The organism is Siphonobacter sp. BAB-5405 (assembly GCF_002872335.1).
Classification (GTDB): domain Bacteria; phylum Bacteroidota; class Bacteroidia; order Cytophagales; family Spirosomataceae; genus Siphonobacter.
Genome location: NZ_NJAG01000008.1, coordinates 1 through 20454, shown reverse-complemented (window position 1 = coordinate 20454; position 20454 = coordinate 1). Strand labels below are relative to the sequence as shown.

18 protein-coding genes are annotated in these 20454 nt (G+C 49.2%); 16 read left to right on the top strand and 2 right to left on the bottom strand.

Features of this window, described 5'->3' with window-relative positions:
* The first annotated feature begins 50 nt into the window (after nt 1-50).
* Nucleotides 51-290, top strand: a complete 240-nt coding sequence (locus BWI97_RS08935; protein WP_094814380.1) for a hypothetical protein — start codon at nt 51-53, stop codon at nt 288-290.
* 123 nt (nt 291-413) lie between these two features.
* Nucleotides 414-2513 (top strand): hypothetical protein, encoded by a 2100-nt coding sequence (locus tag BWI97_RS08930; protein ID WP_102200783.1) that lies wholly within the window; start codon nt 414-416, stop codon nt 2511-2513.
* Between the two features lie 65 nt (nt 2514-2578).
* Here the strand turns inward: BWI97_RS08930 and BWI97_RS08925 are convergent, their stop codons facing one another.
* Nucleotides 2579-3799, bottom strand: a complete 1221-nt coding sequence (locus tag BWI97_RS08925; protein ID WP_094814384.1) for a S9 family peptidase — start codon at nt 3797-3799, stop codon at nt 2579-2581.
* Nucleotides 3800-4432: 633 nt separating this feature from the next.
* Here BWI97_RS08925 and BWI97_RS08915 point away from each other — a divergent pair.
* The 6 genes from BWI97_RS08915 to BWI97_RS08895 all read left to right on the top strand — a co-directional run bounded on the left by BWI97_RS08915 (nt 4433) and on the right by BWI97_RS08895 (nt 9208).
* Complete coding sequence (locus BWI97_RS08915) at nt 4433-4930, top strand: hypothetical protein (RefSeq protein ID WP_233207791.1); 498 nt, start codon at nt 4433-4435, stop codon at nt 4928-4930.
* Nucleotides 4931-5477: 547 nt separating this feature from the next.
* The gene (locus tag BWI97_RS08910) at nt 5478-6389 is read left to right on the top strand and encodes a flagellar motor protein MotB (protein ID WP_102200780.1); all 912 of its coding nucleotides are present in this window, start codon (nt 5478-5480) and stop codon (nt 6387-6389) included.
* 142 nt (nt 6390-6531) lie between these two features.
* Entirely contained in the window at nt 6532-7863 is a 1332-nt protein-coding gene (locus tag BWI97_RS08905; RefSeq protein ID WP_102200779.1) for a sigma-54 dependent transcriptional regulator, read from the top strand.
* 67 nt (nt 7864-7930) lie between these two features.
* Entirely contained in the window at nt 7931-8512 is a 582-nt protein-coding gene (bla, locus tag BWI97_RS08900) for a metallo-beta-lactamase (protein ID WP_233207790.1), read from the top strand.
* Nucleotides 8485-8667: a hypothetical protein gene (locus BWI97_RS28285; RefSeq protein WP_233207789.1), complete on the top strand. Its 183-nt coding sequence runs from the start codon at nt 8485-8487 to the stop codon at nt 8665-8667. The genes bla and BWI97_RS28285 overlap by 28 nt, the downstream gene beginning before the upstream one ends.
* 58 nt (nt 8668-8725) lie before the next feature.
* Nucleotides 8726-9208 (top strand): hypothetical protein, encoded by a 483-nt coding sequence (locus BWI97_RS08895; RefSeq protein ID WP_102200778.1) that lies wholly within the window; start codon nt 8726-8728, stop codon nt 9206-9208.
* 99 nt (nt 9209-9307) lie between these two features.
* Here BWI97_RS08895 and BWI97_RS08890 read toward each other — a convergent pair whose 3' ends face one another.
* Nucleotides 9308-9880: a dihydrofolate reductase family protein gene (locus tag BWI97_RS08890; RefSeq protein ID WP_102200777.1), complete on the bottom strand. Its 573-nt coding sequence runs from the start codon at nt 9878-9880 to the stop codon at nt 9308-9310.
* 142 nt (nt 9881-10022) lie between these two features.
* On the opposite strand from BWI97_RS08890, the gene BWI97_RS08885 reads away from it, so the two are divergent.
* The 8 genes from BWI97_RS08885 to BWI97_RS08845 all read left to right on the top strand — a co-directional run bounded on the left by BWI97_RS08885 (nt 10023) and on the right by BWI97_RS08845 (nt 20445).
* A complete protein-coding gene (locus BWI97_RS08885; RefSeq protein ID WP_102200776.1) occupies nt 10023-10853 on the top strand; it encodes an AraC family transcriptional regulator in 831 nt (276 codons plus the stop codon).
* A gap of 3 nt (nt 10854-10856) precedes the next feature.
* Nucleotides 10857-11249 (top strand): DUF1398 domain-containing protein, encoded by a 393-nt coding sequence (locus tag BWI97_RS08880; RefSeq protein WP_102200775.1) that lies wholly within the window; start codon nt 10857-10859, stop codon nt 11247-11249.
* Between the two features lie 376 nt (nt 11250-11625).
* Entirely contained in the window at nt 11626-13365 is a 1740-nt protein-coding gene (kdpA, locus tag BWI97_RS08870; RefSeq protein WP_102200774.1) for a potassium-transporting ATPase subunit KdpA, read from the top strand.
* 81 nt (nt 13366-13446) lie between these two features.
* A complete protein-coding gene (kdpB, locus tag BWI97_RS08865; protein ID WP_094814306.1) occupies nt 13447-15495 on the top strand; it encodes a potassium-transporting ATPase subunit KdpB in 2049 nt (682 codons plus the stop codon).
* A 345-nt stretch (nt 15496-15840) separates the two neighbouring features.
* A complete protein-coding gene (locus tag BWI97_RS08860) occupies nt 15841-16386 on the top strand; it encodes a K(+)-transporting ATPase subunit C (protein ID WP_102200806.1) in 546 nt (181 codons plus the stop codon).
* Nucleotides 16387-16519: 133 nt separating this feature from the next.
* A complete protein-coding gene (locus BWI97_RS08855; RefSeq protein ID WP_102200773.1) occupies nt 16520-17578 on the top strand; it encodes a porin in 1059 nt (352 codons plus the stop codon).
* Nucleotides 17579-17641: 63 nt separating this feature from the next.
* Nucleotides 17642-18751, top strand: coding sequence for a histidine kinase (locus BWI97_RS08850; protein WP_102200772.1), 1110 nt, complete (start codon nt 17642-17644; stop codon nt 18749-18751).
* Entirely contained in the window at nt 18748-20445 is a 1698-nt protein-coding gene (locus tag BWI97_RS08845; RefSeq protein ID WP_094813201.1) for an ATP-binding protein, read from the top strand. The genes BWI97_RS08850 and BWI97_RS08845 overlap by 4 nt, the downstream gene beginning before the upstream one ends.
* The last annotated feature ends 9 nt before the right edge of the window (nt 20446-20454 follow it).

Below are 20454 nucleotides of genomic sequence, written 5' to 3'. Positions count from 1 at the left end.
TGTTATTCTATTGTCAAAAATTTTTAATCATTAATTATTAGATCAAATATATGGCTGCTGAAGCTAATCAATATTTTTGTCAAAAAGGTAGAAAATCTCTTAAGGCTGTCAATAGAGAAGGAAACGAAGTTAAAGTAGAGGCCAAATACGACCAGGAAAAAAACATAGTCATTTGGCAAGAAACTATTGTTCTCCCTTCTCAGCAAGGTACTTTTACAGATTTTGATAACTATAAAAGTTCTTTAAGAGGAGTAGAGCAAGAGTACGATGACGATTGCTCTTGTGAATAATAAAATAAAGGGTAAGCAGCTTTGCTTACCCTTTATTTTATCACTTTCACTTATCTTGAATATCATTTCTACAGGGCAATCCGACTCCTTCATCGTCTCTTCGTCAAGCCAATCGCTGGACTGATGAAAAAATACCTCTGGACGTTCGTACTCTTACCTTGTTCTTTATTTGCCCAACGTATTGACCGTAAAGCTCTTGTGGAGCGGCATTCGGTCATTACTACAAAGATGGATACGCTGGCTTCCGTTTCGGTGGGAAATGGTAGTTTCGCCTTTACTGTCGATGTCACCGGATTACAAACCTTTCCTTCGTATTACGCTCAGGGTGTACCACTGGGTACGCAGTCGGAGTGGGGCTGGCACAGCTTTCCCAATACTGAAAACTATACGCTTCAGGAGTCGCTGAAACCGTATCCACATCAGGGCCGTCAGGTGATGTATGCCGTTCAAAGAGGTACAAGCACCCGTGAGAAACAGGCGGTCGATTTCGTCCGGCAAAATCCGCATCGGTTGCAACTGGGAAATCTGGGACTGGTACTACTGAAGAAGGACGGTTCAGAAGCTCAACCCGGTGATCTAACAACTATTCGTCAGGAACTGAATATGTGGACGGGGGCCGTGAAAAGTCATTTTGAACTGGAAGGAACACCCGTGGATGTACTAACCTACGGCCACCAGACGCAGGATGCCGTCGCCGCTCGGATTCAGTCGCCTTTACTGGCTCAAAATCGATTGAAAGTTCGCCTGCAGTTTCCGTACCCAACCAATCAATTTGTGGATGCTGGAGCGAATTATACGCACGCCAATCAGCATACCTCGCGTATCGTCAAACAAGCGGCCACTACGGCTCAGATCGAACATCAGCTGGATCAGGATCGTTATTCTGTATTCCTAAACTGGGCGGGAAAAGCTACGCTACAGGCCGCTCAACCCCACGAATTTCTGTTGAGTAGTACGGAACCGAGCCTTAGCCTTAGCTGTCTTTTTACGACTCAGACGGGTACGGCTCCGAGTTTTGTTCAAACGCAAACCAGCAGTAGCAACGACTGGAAAAAATTCTGGACTTCCGGAGCAGCGATCGATTTTTCAGGCACTGCCGACCCCCGGGCGAAGGAACTCGAACGACGCATTATTCTTTCCCAGTACCTGACCAAAATTAACTGTACGCAGGCCATGCCGCCTCAGGAAACGGGCCTTACGTACAATAGCTGGTACGGGAAGCCGCACTTGGAAATGCACTGGTGGCACGGCGTTCATTTTGCCTTATGGGGTCGAACTGATCTTATGGAGAAAAGCCTGGACTGGTATCAGAAAACGGTCGAAAAAGCCCGGGCAATTGCCCAGCGACAGGGGTACCAGGGCGTACGCTGGCAAAAAATGACCGATCCGGAAGGCAATGAAACGCCTTCGTCAGTAGGGTCCTTCCTAATCTGGCAACAGCCGCATTTCATTTATCTGGCTGAATTATGTTACCGAAACCAGAGGAATCCGGCAGTATTAAAAAAGTACGCGGAACTGGTTGATCAAACGGCGGAATTTATGGCCTCGTATGCCACAAAAGAAGGTGACCGCTACGTACTGGGCAAAGGGCTGATTCCGGCTCAGGAATGTTTTAAACCCGAAGAGACGTATAACCCCACGTTTGAGCTGGCGTACTGGCGTTGGGCCTTGGAAACCGCCCAGCAGTGGCGGGAACGACAAAAGCTTTCCCGTAACAAAGAATGGGATGACGTGCTGCAAAAACTTTCGCCTTTACCCCAAAAAGACGACGTGTATCTGGCGACGGAAAGTGCTCCCGATTCGTATACCAATCCCGACCGCATGATCGATCACCCGGCGGTACTGGGGGCCTTAGGTATGATGCCTTTACAGGTGGGTACGGATTCGTCAACCATGCACCGTACGCTTGACGTCATCTGGGAAAAATGGAACTGGGATCATACGTGGGGCTGGGATTTTCCCTTAACGGCCCTGACGGCCATTCGTCTGTACCAGCCCGAACGAGCCATTGAAGCCTTGCTGATGCCCGTTCAGAAGAATACCTATTTGCCCAACGGTCATAATTTTCAGGACGGCCGCTTACGGATTTACCTGCCCGGAAATGGCGGACTACTTACTGCCGCTGCTGCACTGTGTGCCGGTTTTGATGGGAATACACAAACCAACCCGGGATTACCCAAAGGCTGGAAAGTTCGCTGGGAGCGTCTACAAAAGATGCCTTAACCCTAAGCCACAAAAAAGCCGCTTTCAACTCATGAAAGCGGCTTTTTTTATGAAAGCGTTTTAGCTTAGGGATAGGTACTGAGCATGCTCACCGTGCCCGCTGCGTAGATCGATACCCCCCCTTCGTGATTCGCGTTGGGAATTGGGAACAACCGTACAGTTGTCGCACCACGGCCCGCCATTGCTTCGGCCGCACTTTGGGAATTAAAGAAAGGTACAAGATCATCCGCCGTTCCGTGATACAACCAGAGCGGTGTTTTGGGCTTCCAGTCGTAAACGTCGTTATCTTTTACCGCGTTCAGGAAACCGGTTTCTGTACCGTCGTTAACCGCCTTTTTAAATGAGTCCGTGAACGTATTTGTAATATTGGTACTAATCGTTAACTGACCTAGATCACTTACGTGTTTAACGGTCGCCGGAATTTGTGAAGCGTACGGTTCTTTAAAGTAATAACTGGCGGGACGATTCAAACCATAAATACGATTATATGTCAATAAAACCCAGGCGTATAAACGGTTGTAACCAACGGTTTTAGTCGTAGTAGTTTCATTGATAATCGACTTCATGAAGGCCGTTTTATTGTACGCTCCCGAACCTGCTGAAACCGCCCGTATATTAAACTCACTACCCGCTTCTTCCTCGATCTTTTTTAGTAAAGACATCGTCGCATAGCCTCCTTCAGAATAACCCGTTAGGTACAGACGCTTGTCCCAGATGCCTGTATTATTCTTGGCAAAATATTCCTTTACCGCACGCAGGAAATCGAGACTAGCCTGCGAAAGACCCTGCCGATGTTCGTAGGTATGGGCCAGCTCTTTCGAAACCCCGTAGCCAATATAATCAGGGGCCACCGCTACGTAACCCAACGAAGCCATCAGGGTCGTTAACTGGGAATCCGTACCCGAACCAAAGTTGGAAGGAGCCTGCGATTCGCTCGATAAAGTACCGTGCTGGTAACTAATCATGGGTATGCCACTGGCACCCTGTCCGAGGGTTGGAATAACCAGAGCTCCCGAGGCCTGAATTTCCTTGCCATCCGTATCTTTTGTTTTGTAGGTAATTCGATACGCAGTAACGCCGTAGCGGACCATAGCCTGATACACGGGATTTGAACCTACCGCTTTAGCCACTTCTTCTTTGGTCAGCGTTTTTACGGTTTCCGCCTGTACCAGATGCTGGTCAGGTTCGGTGGGTTTTGGGTCATTTCCATCCCCGCAAGCCATTAGGTAACACGCCATCACCAGCATCGGAAGCCAGGTATGGAAAAATAAACGTTGTTTGTTCATGGTAGCTATAAAAATAAAAGAAGGTAAGCCTGATTTAATCGATGCAAACTCGTTACTTATTCAAAAACACGCTGCCAGCTCGTATGATTCGCACCCTGGGAATTGATTTTTTTGTCAACCTCAGCAAGTTCCGCCATTTTGAGCAAACTTCCTTGATTTTGATTACATTATCTCCGCAATTCCCTGGGTACCTTATTTTCGTCCAGTTCATTCAAACGGGAAAAATCCGCCTCCTATTGCCTTCGTTTCAAAAGCCCAAAGCTGGTTACCGGGCCGGAATAGCGTAATATCAGAGTTATGGAGATAGATATCTGGCAGAGGAAGATGGGGAAAATAAAAAATATTTACGCTACAAAACTCCCCTTAGACCAATCAATTCTAGCCCAAAAAATCATTAACTGCTCTCTTAAAAATTACCCGTATCTACGTAAAGTTTACGCTTACTAAAGCGGACGTTAGAAAATTAAAGTACTATTAAAAAACAAATAAGCCTTGGATTGAGTTCTATAACCTTGAAGATAAAATCGATTTTACCCGATTATTGCTTTTTTTTAGTAAGGTTTGAAGAAGTTCGTCGAAATAATTTGATTTATCTCCAAGAGGAATTTGATTTTCTGATCATAAAACAGATATTTGTTTCGTTACAATACACAAGCAGCACAATTAATTATTTTATCCTTCATGAAAAAAAAATCAATTCTTTTCTTTTCTCCTACTGATAACGTAGAAGAAAAGAAGAAGTCAACCAAATCAAAAGAAGCGGTTACTACTTCCATTTCTAAAAAAGGAAAATTGCTTTTATCACCCGCAGTACTTGAATTACTGGAAGCTGATCCTAGCTCAACAAAATTCAAAGTAGGTACGGAAGAACGCAAGAGAGGCGTAGGGTCTTTCTTCCTCGTGAAAGCCGATGACGCGGATACGGATGCTTTTGTCATTGCCAAAAGTGGCCGTGGTCACGGTATTGCATTGGGAGCTATTTTTGACAGAGTAGGACTTGATTATACAACGTATGACTATACGTTTGAAATCAAACCGTTCTCTTATGAAGAAGAAGGTATTAGCGGCTATGAGCTTTCATTGAAAGATAAAGCTCCTCGTACGGCAGCTACTTCTGGCGAAGAAGAGTAAACCATACAGGTACGTATTAAAAGGCACGGCTGACTATTCAGTCGTGCCTTTTAAATTTCAAACCAGTCGTTAATGGAGTACTCTAATTTTTTATAGAAAAATAAACCATCCCAATCCTTACTAAAAGTTAATCTACTGGCTTTACCACTTTAAAACAAATAATCGCTGAATACATCAATGCTTTATTAGTTTTTGAGAAGAAGGTTTACTTTTTAGAGAAGATTGATATTATAAAGTAGCTCTCGGACTTGTTGAAAAAAAATACAACTTAGTTTCACTACCGCTCCAGCATGATTCGTTTATCCTATTAAATATGCCTCTGTATGCTTAGAGGATGAGGGAGGCTGGAGCCCGCTCCGCAGCTTCTGCGTCATAGCTAGATTCTGAGCGTCGACGGCGAAAATGGACTTTTACAAACGAAAAAGAACCATATCCCTGCAAAATCCCGTATATCTGATAATAGCATACTAAAAGTCAGTCTGATATATTTGCAGCAAAATTGAAATTGCTTTTAACACATCCCCTTTAAATCAGTAGTTGTAGAACCATGAGAAAAGTATGGGTAATGATGGCCCTGTCGGTGGCCGTTGTGAGTCAGTCCTGCGTGAGCAAGAAGAAAGCATCCGCTTTGCAAGCCCAGGTCAATGACCTCAAAACCGAAAACACCCGTCTGGCTGAACGCATCCGCGTTGAACTCGGCGACTGTCAACAAAAATCCGCTTCCCTGCAATCCCAGCTCGATGCCCGCAACAACGAGCTGACGGCCAAGACCGCCCGCGTCAAGGAAGTCGAAGATCAGCTGGATTACTTAAAGCGTACCAACGCCGGTCTTTTGGACCGCATGGCCGATCTCTCCATTGTTTCCAAACAGGGAGCCGAGTCCATCAAACGCTCCCTGGAAGCCATCGATCAGCAGAGCAAATACATCCAGAGTCTGAACACCTCCATCCAACGCAAGGATTCGCTGAACCTGACGCTGGTGACCAACCTCAAACGCTCGCTGGCCAATGTCAACGATGAGGACGTCGAGGTACAGGTCAAGAAAGGGGTCGTCTACGTTTCGATCTCGGACAAGCTCTTGTTTGCCACGGGCCAGGCCAACGTGAACGCCCGGGCCGAAGAAGTGCTGGGCAAGGTAGCCAAGGTCATCAACGATCACAACGAGCTGGAAGTGATGGTACAGGGTCACACCGATGCCGTGCCCATCTCGACGGATCTCAACCGGGATAACTGGGACTTGAGCGTGCGTCGGGCCACGTCGGTGGTGCGGTTACTGCAAAGCAAGTTCAAGGTGGATCCGGCCCGTTTGACGGCCGCTGGTAAGGGTGAGTACGAGCCCAAGGATTCCAACAAGAGCTCGGCGGGACGCAAAGTCAACCGCAGAACGGAGATCATCTTGACCCCCCGTCTGGATGAGTTCTTCCAACTCCTGACTCCCCAACAAGATCAGGCTAAATAAGTCATAAGGTTTTGAGTAAACGGAAAATCCCGGGTCTGAAGAGGCTCGGGATTTTCCGTTTTTACCCGCATTTTCTTGTCCGTCTGCACCAGGGCTATCGTCGAACCCTGTATCTTTCCAGCCGATTATACGTCTTCCGTTTATGGAAAATAAAATTCTCATCATTGATGATGAAAATCGCTTACGCAGTTTGCTAGCCCGCCTGCTGAAGCTTGAACAGTATCAGGTTCTGGAAGCCGAGAACATCCGTTCCGGGTTAAAGGTACTCGAAGAAAATAACGACATCAAAGTAGTCCTCATGGACGTTCGTCTGCCCGATGGCAACGGTGTGGATACGGTACAGAAAATCAAGCAACGCTATCCTTGTATGGAAGTATTGCTACTGACGGCTTACGGTACCATTCCGGATAGTGTGACAGCCATGAAGAACGGAGCTTTCGACTATCTGGTGAAAGGGGATGATAATGACAAAATCATAACGCTGGTAGCCAAAGCCGCCGAAAAAGCCCGCTTACAATTTCGGATTCGGGAACTGGAACAACAGGTCGCTGGCAATCTGTATGCACTGGATCAGATTCAGGGACAATCGCCCGCGATTCTTCGAGCCAAAGATCTGGCTCGAAAAGTCGCTCATACCGATACAACGGTGTTATTGATTGGAGAAACGGGTACCGGTAAGGAGCTTTTTTCGCAAGCGATCCACCGGGAAAGTAATCGTCGAACCAAAACTTTTCTGGCGATTAACTGCGGAGCGTTCTCCCGTGAATTGCTGGAAAGCGAGCTGTTTGGCCACCGGGCTGGTGCGTTTACGGGAGCGTTGAAAGACAAGAAAGGTTTGTTTGAAGAAGCGAATCACGGTACGCTTTTTCTGGATGAAATTGGTGAATTATCGCTGGATCTACAGGCCAAATTACTTCGCGTACTCGAAAGTCAGGAGTTCATCCGCGTGGGTGATACGAAACCGACGCAGGTAAACGTACGCATTATCGCCGCGACGAATCGTGATTTATTGAAAGAAAGTCAGGAAGGGCACTTTAGAGCTGATTTATACTATCGCCTGTCCGTTTTTCAGATTGAACTCCCGTCCTTACGCGAACGTCTTGACGATTTACCCTTACTGGCTCAGGGATTGGCTCGTACGCTTTCCGAGCGACTTCGCATTCCGTTTCGAAGCATCGATCCGGCGTTTTTACAGCAGCTGAGTCAGCACGCCTGGCCGGGTAATATCCGGGAACTACGCAACGTCATTGAGCGGGCTCTGATTCTGACCGAGGATGGTATTTTACGAGCCGATAATCTGCCGTTCCGGGAAAGTTCCACGCTGGATTCTTTCGAACTTTCCGCCGTTGAGCAACGTCACATTCGTAAGGTACTCCAGCACACGCAGGGTAATAAAACGGAAGCCGCCCGTTTATTGGGTATTGGACTAACCACACTGTATCGTAAAATTGAAGAATATCAGCTGGGACAGTAAGGTATGAGCTGCGAATTCTCCCCAGGCCGTGCTTAAACCCATGATTTTATCTTAATCCAACCATTCCATGCGACTCCTACTCTTTCTTGTCTGCCTTCTTTCGAATTCCCTATACGCCCAAACGGTACAGAAGCCGCCGCTCAGCGTGACTCCGTTGAAAGAAGGGGTATATGTGCATGTGACCTATGGAATGTATCAGAATACAGCCGTTCCTTCCAATGGACTCATTATTAACACCAAAGAAGGCGTAGTACTAGTAGACACGGGCTGGGATACAAAAGACGATACGGAGAATACCCGCCAACTGCTCCAGTGGGTAGACGAACACTTACACCAACCCGTTCGACTTTGTATCGTGACCCATTCGCACGACGATCGGGTAGGCGGAATCAGCGAACTTCGAAAAGCGGGCATACGGGTGGTAAGTACGCCGCTGACGGCTCAGCAATCCGTACAGGCAGGCTATGAATCACCGGAAGGCCTTCTTCCCAATGATACTACGTTTACCGTTGGCGGCATACCCATTCGTTGTTACTTTCCCGGGGAAGGCCACACCCGTGATAATATAGTAGTCTGGCTTCCCAAGCAGAAAATCCTGCATGGCGGTTGTTTGTTAAAAGTGTGGCAGCGTTTGGTATGGGCAACGTAGCCGATGCGAATCTGAAGGAATGGGGGAACTCCATGAAACGATTGATGAACGAATTTGGTACGGCACAAGTGGTCGTTCCCGGTCATGAGGAGTGGGGAGATACGAAAGCGTTAACGCATACCTTGCAATTACTGAAAAAGTACGGGAAACGGTAACGCTTGACAAACAACTATCCATAAAACAGAAAAGTACTTTTTACAAAACTCCCACGGTATGAACAAGCTCATTTTATGTTGGTTAGGAATCGTCAGTATATGGAGTTGTAAATCCAGTTCAGATCCCTTTGAGGGCATAGAAGCTTTACCGATGGGTATCTATGATGTACAATTGTACGTGTTCAATGGCGACACGCTTTACTACAGACCAGGCATTAATAAAATCGAAGCCGGAGCATTCTATATCGAACCGTATCGTACCAAAACCGACTCGATTAGCTTAATAACAACCGTCAATCGGCCAGGAAATCTGGGGCAGACGGTAGCAGAAAATTTTCATGGCTTAGAAAAGACCAGTAGCGGTTATAAATGGTCAGCTGCGTATCGAACGGATGAAGACTACCGGGGCAAAATTCAGAACGATACGCTTTATCAAAAAAAAAAGCCTTCAATCCTTAGGGTGGCTAGCGTTGCCCAACAACTATCAGATCAAAGATGCTACTTCCCCACAGCTAGAAGGTATTACGATTATAGCCACTAAACGTTAGGCCAGTAACTAATCGTTACTAGAAGACATCAAAAGGTTCGTCGCCAGGTTTCAAGGTTACGTTCGAAACCCAGTACTGCAAGCTTTTTCCCCTTAAGCTTCCCGTTTATTCACATACTGCATCAGGACAATGCCACACGCAAACGCTCGGGTTTGAACCAGAGTCAACGGTTGGTACTGCGTAAGCTCCTGAAAAATGGGCATTCCCTGTCCGATTGCTACCGGATTAATCAGCAAATGGTATTCGTCGATCAGGCCGTGCTGAATCAGAGAAGATACAAACGTAGCTCCGCCGTACGTGATGAGATCGCCGCCCGTCTGTTGTTTCAATTGATTGATTTCCTGAATTAAATCCTGAGCCAGTACCGTATTTTCCCAGGCTGATTCAGCTAAGGTCCGGCTAAATACTACCTTGGGTGTTTCCGTGAACTTTTGTCCGGCTGCTACTTCCGGATGCTCCGCCTGAGCCGCTACCGATGCCCAGTAGGGGATGAATCCTTCAGCGAGTTTTCGTCCCAAAAGGATGGTATCCACGGGTTCGGTAATCTCGCCCACGTAGGCTTCCAGGTCCGGAGTCCAGGGGCAGGTCATCCAGTCCATTTCACCGTTGGGTCCGGCGATGTAACCATCAAGGGTCATTTGTACCTGTAATTTCAATTTTCGCATGCTTCTGTTTTTTTGACAAAGTACGCGGATGAATGGCTCACAAGCGGGGGCTTAATGCGTCTTTGAAAGGGCCGATTGCGACAGTACGGATTCTGATGGCAACGTAAGCGTTTCTGTTTATCTTTAAGAAATTCTTCAGCCCATGCGATTTGACTTATACCTTCCCAGTACCGCACTCAGACCGTACATCCGGCACCTGGCCATTTCGGAAAGTGAAGCCGAGCAGGCGTATCCCGTTTTTCCGGACACCTCATTGGTCCTAGGATTTCAGTACGCCGGGCGATTAGCTTATCTCACGGATTCACAGGAAGTGCCCCTGTCCGCCTTTGGTGTAACGGGCCTACAGGATTCCGTTCGTACCTTTAAAAATACGGTTAATACCGCCACTGTACTGGTATACTTTACCGAAACCGGAGCGGCTCATTTTTTCCGGCAACCGGTACACGAGCTGTTTCTGGAAAGTCTATCCCTCGACCATTTTTTCCCTGTCGCTACCCTGGAAGAGCTAGGCGAAAAACTCACGCAGGCAGGCACTGACGAGCAACGCATTTCCGTAGTGGAACATTTTCTGTTCGAGCAGCTTCGGTTACTCCCACCGGATCGGCTGGTGGAAGCGGCCGTACATCGGATTTACCAATCCAAAGGACGGATACGTATGCTGGATCTGGCCAACTCACTGAACAGTAGCCCTAGTGCCTTTGAGAAACGCTTTCGCCGGGTGGTCGGAGCTTCGCCTAAAAAATTTGCTACGATTGTACGTTTTCAATCCCTTTTGGAGCAGTATCCACTAGTCAAAGACGCGGCGGAATTAGGCTATCTGGCGGGGTACTACGATCAGGCTCACTTCATTAAAGATTTTAAACGCTTCACTGGTTGTACCCCGGAGCAATTTTTCCGATCTCGCTCAAAAAACGATTTTTTACAATCCTGGCCCGATGGTAAGGAGAATCTTTGTGCTCTCACCATTCGCTAGCGTATGTTCACCTTAGATCAGATTCACGAAATTCATTCCAACGTCAAAAGCGGAGCCAACTTCCCGCAGTATGTACAGGAGCTAAAAGCCCTCGGTGTAGATTACTATGACTTATACGTCGCCGACGGCCGGGCCGTGTATACAGGTACCAACGGCTTTCAGCTGTCCAGTGAAGCCCAGTATCCCGCTCTCCCCATTGCCGCAGTGCCTTCCATCGAACTGCTTAAACAAGCTCTGCTTATTCATCAACAAGGCCAAACGGATTACCTCACCTTTTGTCAGCAGGCGGCTCAGGCGGGAGTAGAAAAATGGACAACTCATATGCTCGACCTAACCGTAGTGTATTACGACCCCGCAGGAAACCCTCTAGTAACCGAAGCCATTCCAGCTGTCTAAGCACTTCCCAAGAATAATCATTTAGTCCGCCATCCTTTTACCCTTCCAAAATGAAAAATGACCCTTTCATTTTGGAAGGGTTTTTCATTTCCTATCAATTCATTTCATCCGTAATATCCTAACAACCAGCAGCTAAAAACCAACAACCACTCTCTGGCATACGCCTTGAATAGTAGAGAACAGACTAACATTTCTTCCTCATGCTATTCACGATTATCTGGTTACTGCTTGGGCTGGTCTGCTTCTGGCTCTTTTTCAAATCCGTCGACTTTTTCGAAAAAATCTGAAAGCCATGTTTCTCACCCTCTTTGTTTTAGCCCTTCTGGTTTTCGCGTACATGGTTTATGTACTGCTCAAGCCCGAAAATTTTTAACGTATGACTACTGAACTACTGGGCATCGCTCTGATTTTCGGAATCACGATTGCCCTTTCGATACCCTTGGGCCGCTATATGGCCCGCGTTTACGCCGGAGAGCGGACTCTGCTTGATCCGGTACTCGGTCCCCTCGAACGGTTGTTTCTGCGGATTTCTGGCATTGATACCCTCCGGGAAATGACCTGGAAAGAGCATTTGAAAGCGTTACTGACCATCAACCTCGTCTGGTTCCTCTGGGCGATGTTCGTCCTGACCAATCAAAGCTGGCTACCCTGGAATCCCGACGGAAACCCCGACATGACGCCCGATCTGGCATTTAATACGGCCATTAGCTTCCTCGTCAACTGTAACCTCCAACACTACTCCGGAGAAACGGGCGTTTCGTACTTCACGCAGATTTTCTGTCTGAATTTCCTGCAATTCGTATCCGCCGGTACGGGGATGGCCGCGGCCGTGATTGTGTTTAAAGCCATCCGCGATAAACAGACGACGCAGCTCGGCAACTTCTACGATTTCTTTCTGAAATCCTGTACCCGCGTGCTGCTTCCCCTCTCGCTGATCGTCGCTGTAACGCTGGTCTTCAATGGCACACCCATGAATCTGGAAGGCAAGGCTTCGTACGTATCCATGCAGGGCGATAGCGTACAGGTGTCACAGGGACCGGCGGCGGCCATGATCGCCATCAAACACATCGGTACGAATGGGGGTGGTTATTTCGGAGTGAACTCCGCTCACCCACTCGAAAACCCCAGTTATTTCACGATGATCGTGGAATTGCTCGCTCAAACGATCATTCCGCTGGGGATGATTTTTGCCCTGGGTTACTACATCCGTAACCGGAAATTCAGCTACATGGTATTCGGCGTGATGACCGTCGGTTTTCTGGCCTTACTGGCTCCGGCGGTATGGAGTGAAGTACAGGGAAACCCCGCCATCGCTCAGTTGGGCATCAGCCAGCCTGGCGGCAGTATGGAAGGCAAGGAAGTGCGTTTTGGCTCGGTCGCTTCGGCGTACTGGAGCATCATTACAACCGTCATTTCTACAGGTTCCGTCAACGCCATGCACGATAGTACCATGCCCTTATCCGGTATGGCTGAACTGCTGAGTATGATGACCAACGCCTTCTACGGCGGTTGCGGGGTCGGTATTCTCAACTTTTACATCTTCATCATTCTGGCGGTATTCATTTCAGGCTTGATGGTAGGCCGTACGCCCGAATTCATGGGTAAGAAAGTCGAAGGGCGAGAGATGAAAATTGCCATGATTGTAGCCCTTCTACACCCTTTACTGATTATGGCCGGTACAGCGATTGCGAGCTACCTGGCGGCGGGCGACGTGAACATGGGCTGGTGGTACCTCAACGCCGAAGGTCAACCCAATACGGCGACGGCCTGGCTAAATAACCCCGGTTTCCACGGATTCTCGGAAATGCTGTACGAATACACGTCTTCGTCGGCCAATAACGGTTCCGGTTTTGAAGGGCTGGGCGATAACAATCCGTTCTGGAATATTACTACGGGTATCTGTCTGATCTTTAGTCGCTTTCTGCCCATCATTGGTCCAGTAGCGATTGCGGGTCTGCTGGCTTCAAAGAAATACATTCCGGAGTCGGCGGGAACGTTGCGTACCGATACGGGCACGTTTGGCATCATGGTCTTTGCCGTCATTGTCATCCTCGCCGCTCTGGCTTTCTTCCCAGCCCTGGCCCTGGGTCCGCTGGCTGAATACTTCTCTATCTAACCGTTTAGGGTTCTGAGTTTAGTGTTGAGGGTTACTTCCGCACGCAAAACTCAAAACCCGGAACTCCAAACATAACTCAACGTGAGTACTAAATCCACCCGGCTGTTTGAACCTGCATTGGTGCAGACGGCCATTCGGGAAGCTTTTGTGAAGCTGAATCCCCGTAGTCAATTTCGTAACCCGGTGATGTTTACCGTGGAACTGGGTACGATCGTTATGTTGCTCGTTACGGTGTATATCGCGGCGACGGGCGATCAGAGCCAGGGTTCGCTGGCGTATAACCTGATTGTTTTCATCGTGCTGTTGCTGACCCTGCTTTTTGCCAACTTCGCCGAAGCTCTGGCCGAAGCCCGTGGCAAAGCTCAGGCCGATAGCTTACGCAAAACCCGCGAAGAAACACCCGCCCGACTGGTACAACCCATCGGTGAGCTATACGTGGGCGAGATCAAAACGGTGCCGTCTTCGCAACTCCGCAAAGGAGACGTTTTTCTCTGTGAAACGGGCGACATCATTCCTTCCGACGGTGAAATTATTGAAGGGATTGCGACCATCGACGAGTCGGCCATTACGGGCGAATCGGCCCCGGTAATCCGGGAAGCGGGTGGCGACCGCTCGAGTGTAACGGGGGGTACCAAAGTGCTTTCCGATCAGATCAAAGTACTGGTCACGACCGAACCCGGCGAGAGTTTTCTGGATAAAATGATTGCCCTCGTTGAAGGGGCTTCCCGTCAGAAGACCCCGAACGAAATTGCCCTGACGATTTTACTGGCGGGTTTTACGCTGGTCTTCGTTATTGTGTGTATTACGCTGAAGCCTTTTGCCGACTACGCAAACACACCTATCCCCATTGCGGCCTTCATTTCGCTCTTCGTTTGTCTGATTCCGACCACGATTGGCGGTTTGCTTTCAGCCATTGGTATTGCCGGTATGGATCGGGCGTTACGGGCGAACGTGATTACCAAATCAGGAAAAGCCGTGGAAACCGCCGGCGACGTCGATACGCTACTACTCGATAAAACGGGTACGATTACGCTGGGTAACCGTCGGGCGACGCACTTCTGGCCCGCGAATGGAGTAACGGAAAATGATTTCGTGGAAACCGCCCTTTTGTCCTCGCTGGCCGACGAAACACCGGAAGGAAAATCCATTGTGGAGCTGGCCCAGCAGCAGGGAATCAAGGCGAGTTTACCCGCGGGTGTGGAACTGATTCGTTTTACGGCGGAAACCCGTTCTTCGGGCGTCAATCTTCCTTCGGGCGTTCGGATTCGGAAAGGAGCCCAGGATTCCATCCGTAATCAGGTAATTCGGCAGGGGAATACGGTGCCGGCGGAGATTGCGGATCGGGTGAAAGCGATCTCGCAAAACGGGGGTACGCCACTGGTAGTCGCTCAGAATGATGAAGTACAGGGCGTGATTGAATTGCAGGACATTATCAAGCCCGGTATGCAGGAACGTTTCGAGCGTTTACGAAAAATGGGCGTAAAAACCGTAATGGTAACGGGTGACAACCCCCTGACGGCAGAGTACATCGCGAAGAAAGCGGGGGTGGATGACTTCATCGCCGAGGCCAAGCCCGAAGATAAAATGCAGTACATTCGGACCGAGCAGGCGAACGGCAAGCTCGTCGCCATGATGGGTGACGGTACCAACGACGCCCCGGCTCTGGCTCAGGCTGACGTGGGCGTAGCCATGAACTCGGGTACGCAGGCCGCCAAAGAGGCCGGAAACATGGTCGATCTGGACAATGATCCAACGAAGCTCATTGAGATCGTAGAAATCGGGAAACAGTTGCTGATGACTCGCGGTACCCTCACGACCTTTTCGATCGCTAACGACGTCGCCAAGTATTTCGCCATTGTGCCGGCTCTGTTCATTCTCAGTATTCCGGGCTTGCAGCGTTTGAATATTATGCGGCTACACAGTCCTGAATCGGCCATTCTTTCGGCGGTTATTTTCAACGCCATCATCATTCCTATGCTGATTCCGTTAGCTCTGAAAGGCGTAGCGTACAAACCCATCGGGGCCAGTGCTCTGCTTCGCCGCAACCTGTTTATTTACGGTCTGGGCGGGGTGGTCATCCCCTTCATCGGCATTAAACTGATAGATCTGGGCGTATCACTGTTCTTTTAATAGAAGTTGAGTGGATGGTTGGGGAGGCAAGCGGGCAAGCGATTTACCTAGCCGAACTTCATCCTTTAGAGACAGCCAATGACTAGCCCGTGAGCATCTTCGAGCATTTATTGATAGTTGTTGTTTGGAATTAGCCGATTTCTGCATGGACGCAATAAAACCGCATCCCGTCCTATCGCGATAAGTCGCCTACTTCCTCGGCAATGCGGTGGCCTAGAGCAAGAGGAAGTGAGCGGCGTTCGCGATACGGACTAAATAACCAGCCGTGTTTGCGGGACGAAACAGTGACTCTGCAATACGGGAAGCCCTAGTATTTATTAAATGGATCATTATAAAAGTAAAACCATGAAATCTCATCTTTTTCCAGCCCTCAAGCTGACTATACTCACGATTCTCTTTTTCTGTATCGTTTATCCCGCATTCGTTTGGGGCATTGCTCAACTAAGTCCGACGAAGGGTAAGGTAGCCTGGGTCGAGCATAAAGGCAAAGTCGTAGGGGCGGCCCTGATCGGTCAATCTTTTACGCAGGATACTTACTTTCAGGGCCGTCCGTCGGCGGCCGGATACAATGCCGCCAGTTCCGCCGGTTCGAACAAAGGCCCGTCTAACCCCGACTATTTGAAAGATGTACAGGCTCGCATCGACACCTTTCTGGTTCATAATCCCGGCGTAAAAAAAGCCGATATTCCTGCCGATCTGGTAACGGCTTCGGGTTCCGGCCTCGATCCTGACATCAGCGTACCGGGAGCCTTAGTACAGATTCCCCGCATTGCACGGCTTCGGCAGATTTCCGAGGAAAAACTCCAGCAACTGGTTAAAACCCATACGCAGCGTTCACTAATCGGGGGTGTCGAAACGGTGAACGTTCTTCAACTCAACGCAGCCCTTTAATTTCTTTTCCTGGTGTCTGGTACAACCCCTTTGATACGATGGTTAATGCGTTCAATCTCAATAGCCCCGTATGCCCTGCGGGGAAAGCACAGACCAGACATCGATTTTTTATTTCACTCCCTTTTCAGTACCTATGAAAACCCTTCTTACTGCTTTCGTACTTAGTGCTTCCGCCCTGACCGTTCAGGCCCAGTCGGACTCCACGAAAGCTTTGACCATCAGTGGCTACGCCGAAGTATACTATGGTTACGATTTTAACCGTCCCGCCAATCACCTTAGCGATGGCTTTCTGTACAATCATAACCGTCACAATGAATTCAATCTGAACCTGGGTTTCATCAAAGCCGCTTACCAAACCAACCGCGTTCGGGGCAATCTGGCTCTGATGGCCGGTACCTACGCCCAGTATAACCTGGCGGCCGAACCCGAACTTCTGCGTCACGTATTTGAAGCGAATGTAGGCGTAAAACTGGCAAAGGACCTCTGGCTGGATGCCGGGATCATGCCTTCGCACCTTGGCTTTGAAAGTGCCATTGGTAAGGACAACTGGACGCTGAGCCGTAGTTTATTGGCCGAAAACTCGCCGTACTACGAAACCGGAGCCAAACTTTCCTATGCTACGAGTAAGTGGTCGCTGTCTGCCTTAGTCCTGAACGGATGGCAGCGAATCCGGCGGGTGGATGGCAACCAGACGCCCGCCCTGGGCTGGCAGGTACAGTACAAACCTTCGGATCGGGTAACGCTTAATTCCAGCAGCTTTATCGGAAACGACAAGCCCGACTCCACCCGGCAGATGCGGTACTTTCATAACTTTTACGGCATTTTCCAATTGAATTCCAAATGGGGTTTGATCACCGGATTTGACAGCGGCTGGGAGCAGGCATCGAAAGGCTCCAGCGATTACAACTTCTGGTACTCGCCCGTGGGAATTCTGCGGTTTGCGGCGACGGATCGCTTCGCTCTGGCCGCTCGCTTTGAGTATTATGAAGATAAAAAAGGCGTGATCATTGCTTCGCCCGCTCCCTTTCAGGTATACGGATATTCGCTGAACGCTGATTACCGAATTTCGGATCAGGTGCTGGCTCGGCTGGAGGCTCGTCAGTTGAGCAGTTCGGAAAACGTGTTCCAGAAAAACGGGGGCTATACGGATCAGAGTACCAGTATCAAAACGTCGATTTCCATTGCCTTTTAACAACCGTTACAGCTTTCAAAAAGCTTCTTCATTCACGCTAATCTATTCTATTCATAAACCATCATGGAAAATTCCACCCGCCATTTTCTGGAACTCCTTCAGCAATCCCGGCGGGGAAAGTTTAAAGTCTATATCGGGATGAGTGCGGGCGTGGGCAAAACCTACCGGATGTTACAGGAAGCCCACACCCTGCACCGCAACGGCGTAGACATTCAGATTGCATTTGTCGAAACCCACGGAAGAGCCGAAACGGAAGCCCTGGTAACGGGGCTTCCGATGCTGGCCCGCCGGAAGGTATTTTATAAAGGAAAGGAACTGGAGGAGATGGATTTGGCGACGGTACTGGCCGCCCATCCCGAAGTAGTACTGGTCGATGAACTGGCTCATACCAATATCCCCGGCAGCAAAAACGAAAAACGCTGGCAGGATGTCCTCGAAATTCTGGACCAGGGCATTAGTGTCATTTCCGCCGTGAATATTCAGCATTTGGAAAGTCTGAATGAAGATGTCGAACGCATTTCGGGCGTACCCATTACCGAACGAATTCCCGACCACGTGTTGCGGCTGGCTGACGAAGTCGTCAACATTGACCTCACAGCCGATGAACTCATTGCCCGTTTACAGGAAGGAAAAATCTACCATCGGGACAAGGTTCAGCAGGCTTTGCGTAATTTTTTCCAGTCCGAGAAAATCCTTCAGCTCCGCGAACTGGCCCTGCGGGAAGTAGCCACGCAGGTCGAACGAAAAATTCAGAAAGAACTCCCCGGTACCGCCGAACCCGAGCGGTTTATGGCCTGTATTAGCTCCTCGGCAGACACCGCCCGCCGGATTATCCGCAAAACGGCCCGGCTGGCCTCGTATTACAATGCCCAGTGGGTGCTGTTGTACGTGCATACGCCAAAAGAAAACCAGAATAATATTTCCCTGGCCCTGCAACGTCATCTGATTAATAACTTCAAACTTGCAACCGAACTGGGAGCCGAAGTCATTCAGCTGCACGAAGACGATATTGCCCAGGCCATTACGACAACTGCCGAAAAACACCAGATTACGACGGTCTGCATCGGCAAACCACACCTGAGCTTACTTCAGGTGATCTGGCGTACCAATATATTCAGCCGACTGCTTAAACAACTGAGCGAGTCGGACATTGATTTGATCCTATTATCATGAAACTGAAGGCAAAGCTTTCGCTGGGATTGTGGTTTTTGTTTCTGGTCAGTTCCCTGCTGGGCGGACTCGGCCTGTATTTCCTACGGGAGCTGGCTCAGGATTCGCAGGACATTCTTAAAGCCAATTACGAATCCCTGAGCTACGTGGAGCAGATGACCAGCTTCATTGATAGCCGCGAAGACCGTTCACGCGTGACCGATATGCAGGAATTTGAAACGGCTTTGCGAAAACAGGAGCAAAACGTAACTGAAGTAGGCGAGCGGAACCTTACCCATCAGCTTCGATTGGGCTATACGCAATGGCAACGGGATACGAGTCAGTTTTTTCCCCTGAAAAGCTTACGCGAACCCTTGCACCGAATCTCCGAACTGAACCGACAGGCTATTTTTCGTAAGAGCCAAACGGCCCGTCAGACGGCCGATACCGCTCTGTTACTCCTCAGTTGTATTGCTACCTTCTGCCTTCTGGTGACGTTTTCGTTTGCCATTAACTTTCCTTCCTTCATTGCCAATCCGATTCGGGAACTAACCGGAAAAATCAAGGAGGTTGCCGCCCGTAATTACGCGACCCGGCTGGGTTTTCGTTCGGATGACGAATTTGGCGAACTCGCCGCCGCCTTCAATACCATGGCCCAGAAACTCGACCAGTGGGAAAACAGTAATCTGGCGAAAATTCAGTTCGAGAAGCGACGCGTGGAAACGGTAATCGCTTCCATGCCGGAAGCTATTATTGGTCTGGATGAAAAACGGACGATTCTGTTTGTGAACCCACTGGGACTTTCGCTCCTGGGGATGAAAGAGTCCGATCTGGTAGGTAAATACGCCCCCGATGTAGCCGTACGGAATGATCTGCTCCGCACGCTGTTGCAGGGCGACCGCGATGAACTGAAAATCGTGATGGAAGGGCAGGAGGGCTACTTCAGTCGCGAAACGCAACCCGTTAAAAACGGCGATACGCAGATTGGTGAAGTCATTGTACTCCGGAACGTTACCCGCTTTCACGATCTGGATCAGGCAAAAACCAACTTTATTGCAACGGTATCTCACGAGCTAAAAACGCCCATTTCAGCCATTAAGATGAGTCTGCAATTACTCACCGACAAGCGGGTGGGTGACCTCAACGAAGATCAGCAGCAACTCGTGTCGAGTATTCAGAGCGATGCCCAGCGGCTCCTGCGGATTACGGGTGAACTCCTGGAACTCTCGCAGGTGGAAACGGGCAATATTCAACTACAGATTGCTCCCGTATCCGCTGAAACGATTCTTTCCCTAGCCCAGGAAAGCGTTCGAAGTACGGCGGATCAACGGCACGTGCAACTGGCCGTTCAGGTACCGCCTACTCCTTTATCCGTACTGGCGGATCCGGAAAAAACGGCCTGGGTACTGATTAATTTTCTTACTAACGCCATTCGGTACAGTCCGGAACAGGGAACTGTACAGATCATTATTCGACAAGTGGATCAATGGGCGGAATTTTCGGTACGCGATCAGGGGCGGGGCATTGAGGCATCGTACCTCAACAAGATTTTCGAACGGTATTTCCAGATTCCGAACGGACAGGGAAAAACGGGTACGGGCCTGGGTCTGGCCATCGCCAAAGATTTCATCGAAGCTCAGGGCGGCAACATCTGGGCTCAAAGCGAGGGGTTGGGATACGGCAGCTTGTTTGCCTTCCGATTACCACTCCATACCTAACAAAAGAGC